The sequence below is a fragment of the Pseudomonas sp. GM49 genome, from assembly GCF_000282355.1.
GTDB lineage: Bacteria > Pseudomonadota > Gammaproteobacteria > Pseudomonadales > Pseudomonadaceae > Aquipseudomonas.
Genome location: NZ_AKJL01000340.1, coordinates 1 through 2853 on the forward strand (window position 1 = coordinate 1; position 2853 = coordinate 2853).

The window sequence follows — 2853 nt, forward strand, 5'->3', positions numbered from 1 at the left end:
GCCGCTAGACCTGCTGCCAAACCAGCAGCCAAAACTGCAGCGGCGAAACCAGCTGCCAAGCCGGCGGCCAAACCTGTCGCGGCGAAACCTGCTGCCAAGCCAGCGGCAAAACCCGCGGCGAAAGCGCCAGCAAAACCAGCCGCCAAACCGGCCACTGCCAGTGCAGCCAAACCAGCCGCAGTCAAGCCCGCTGCAAAACCAGCGGCCAAACCTGCAGTGAAAAAACCGGTTGCCGCCAAGCCAGCGACCGCGCCTGTTGCCAAGCCAGCCTCCCCGGCTCCAGCCGCAACATCCACTCCGGCAGCTACCACCTCGACAGCTACGCCAGCACCAACGCCGGCCGCCGTTCCGAGCGCAGCAATCTCCACCCCGACCAGCGCTTCCTAAGTGCCGGTTACCGCGACGCGCAGCTGATGCAGCGCGTCGCGGTGCAGGTGGGCGGCACCCGCCGTCGCACCTTCCAGCCAGGCCGCCAGATCGGTCTCGGCACCTTGCGGCCAACTCTGCGCCGCTCTCTCCAGCCGCAACAACAGATGCCTTTCGGCTTCCAGCTCCAGTGCCTTCACTTGTTCGCGCAGGGTATGCAACCCGGCGTCTTGCGTGGCCGCGGCTTTCCATTGCGTGCGCAAGGCGCGCAACGGCTGCACGACATCGGTGTCCCACGAGACGGCCACACTACGAAGCTGCTGCAAGCGTTGCTCATCGCAGGCCACACCTCGTTGTCCCAACCACGCACCACACAGCAGCAGACACACATTGACTCCCGCCGACTGCAATTGCAGGCATGCCTGCTCAACACCCGGACGGGCGTAAGTGGTCAGGGAAAAGCTCCACAGGTCAGAGGACATAGTGCTACTCGCGCCAGTTGCGAGCGAAGCTGGTAGACTCCGCCGCCATTATGATTCGACTTCAGAACCTGACTTTACAGCGTGGCCCGCAACGTCTGCTAGAAGACGCCGAGCTGACCCTGCACGCCGGCCAGAAAGCCGGCCTCATCGGTGCCAACGGCGCCGGCAAATCGAGCCTGTTCGCCTTGCTTCGGGGCGAGCTGCACCCGGACTCGGGTGATTGCTTCCTGCCGGCCGACTGGCGTATCGCCCACATGCGCCAGGAGGTCGACACCCTCGAACGCCTGGCGGTCGACTACGTGCTCGATGGCGACCTGCGCCTGCGCCAGGTGCAACGCGACCTGGCGGCAGCCGAAGCGGCCCATGACGGTGCCGCACAGGCCCGCCTGCACTCGGAACTCGACAGCGCCGACGGTTACACCGCCGACGCCCGCGCCCGCAAGTTGTTGGCAGGCCTTGGCTTCACCAACGAGCAGATGGATCGTCAGGTCGGGGATTTCTCCGGTGGCTGGCGGATGCGTCTGAACCTGGCGCAGGCGCTGATGTGCCCTTCGGACCTGTTGCTGCTCGACGAACCGACCAACCACCTGGACCTCGACGCCATCATCTGGCTCGAAGAGTGGCTCAAGAGCTATCCGGGCACCTTGATGCTGATCTCCCACGACCGGGACTTCCTCGATGCCGTGGTCGACCACGTGGCCCACGTCGATCAGCGCAAGATCACCCTGTACCGCGGCGGCTACAGTGCCTTCGAGCGCGCCCGTGCCGAACGTCTGGCCCAGCAACAGCAGGCGTACGAGAAGCAGCAGGTGCAACGTGCGCACATGGAAAGCTACATCGCCCGCTTCAAGGCCCAGGCCACCAAGGCCCGTCAGGCCCAGAGCCGGATCAAGGCACTGGAGCGGATGGAAGAGTTGACCGCTGCCCACGTTGATTCGCCGTTCGATTTTGTCTTCCGTGAATCGCAGAAAATTTCCAGCCCGCTGATTGACCTGTCCGATGCCCGTCTGGGTTACGGCGACAAAGCCGTGCTGGAGAAGGTTAAGCTGCAACTGACCCCGGGAGCGCGAATCGGTCTGCTCGGCCCTAACGGCGCCGGTAAATCGACCCTGATCAAGAACCTTGCCGGTGAGCTCTCGCCATTGGCCGGCCGCTTGACCCGTGGCGAGAACACCGTGGTCGGTTACTTCGCCCAGCATCAGCTCGACTCTCTGGATTCCAAGGCCAGCCCGTTGCTGCACTTGCAGCGCCTGGCGCCGACCGAGCGCGAGCAGACCCTGCGCGACTTCCTCGGCGGGTTCGACTTCCGTGGCGCGCGAATCGACGAGCCGGTACTGAATTTCTCCGGTGGCGAAAAAGCGCGCTTGGCGTTGGCGTTGATCGCCTGGGATCGACCGAACCTGTTGCTGCTCGACGAACCGACCAACCACCTGGACCTAGAAATGCGCCTGGCGCTGACCATGGCCCTGCAGGAATTCAGTGGTGCGGTACTGGTGGTCTCCCACGACCGGCATTTGCTCAAAAGCACCACCGACAATTTCTATCTGGTGGCGGACGGCAAGGTCGAGGAGTTCGACGGCGACCTGGAGGACTACACCCGCTGGCTGGTGGAGTATCGCCAGCGTAACGCCCCGGTCAGTAACACGCCGGTCAACCCGGACAAGACCGATAAGAAAGCCCAGCGTCAGGCCGCTGCTGCGTTGCGCCAGCAACTGGCACCGCACAAGCGCGAAGCTGACAAGCTTGAAACCGAGCTGGGCAAGCTGCACGAAAAGCTGGCGAAAATCGATGCCAGCCTTGGCGACAGCGATATCTACGAGCCGGCGCGCAAGAACGAATTGCGCGATCTGCTGGCCGAACAGGCCAGGCTGAAGGTGCGTGAGGCGGAGCTGGAAGAAGCGTGGATGGAGGCTCTGGAATTGCTGGAAAGCATGCAGGCGGAGCTGGAGGCGCTGTCCTGATGGACGCCTTCAAACTGCCGTTGCCGGCGGTGTGGGTCGAGCCG

Annotated in this window: 3 protein-coding genes; 1 reads left to right on the forward strand and 2 read right to left on the reverse strand. The window is 63.8% G+C overall.

Annotated features, from left to right (window positions below; all coding sequences use genetic code 11):
- On the reverse strand, window positions 1–263 hold a 263-nt coding region (locus PMI29_RS32795), incomplete at its 3' end, for a hypothetical protein (RefSeq protein WP_238541709.1).
- 120 nt (window positions 264–383) lie between these two features.
- Window positions 384–848: a TIGR02444 family protein gene (locus tag PMI29_RS00280; protein ID WP_008004708.1), complete on the reverse strand. Its 465-nt coding sequence runs from the start codon at window positions 846–848 to the stop codon at window positions 384–386.
- Between the two features lie 50 nt (window positions 849–898).
- Between PMI29_RS00280 and PMI29_RS00275 the strand changes: the two genes are divergently transcribed.
- Window positions 899–2809 (forward strand): ATP-binding cassette domain-containing protein, encoded by a 1911-nt coding sequence (locus tag PMI29_RS00275; RefSeq protein ID WP_008004710.1) that lies wholly within the window; start codon window positions 899–901, stop codon window positions 2807–2809.
- Window positions 2810–2853 lie beyond the last annotated feature (44 nt).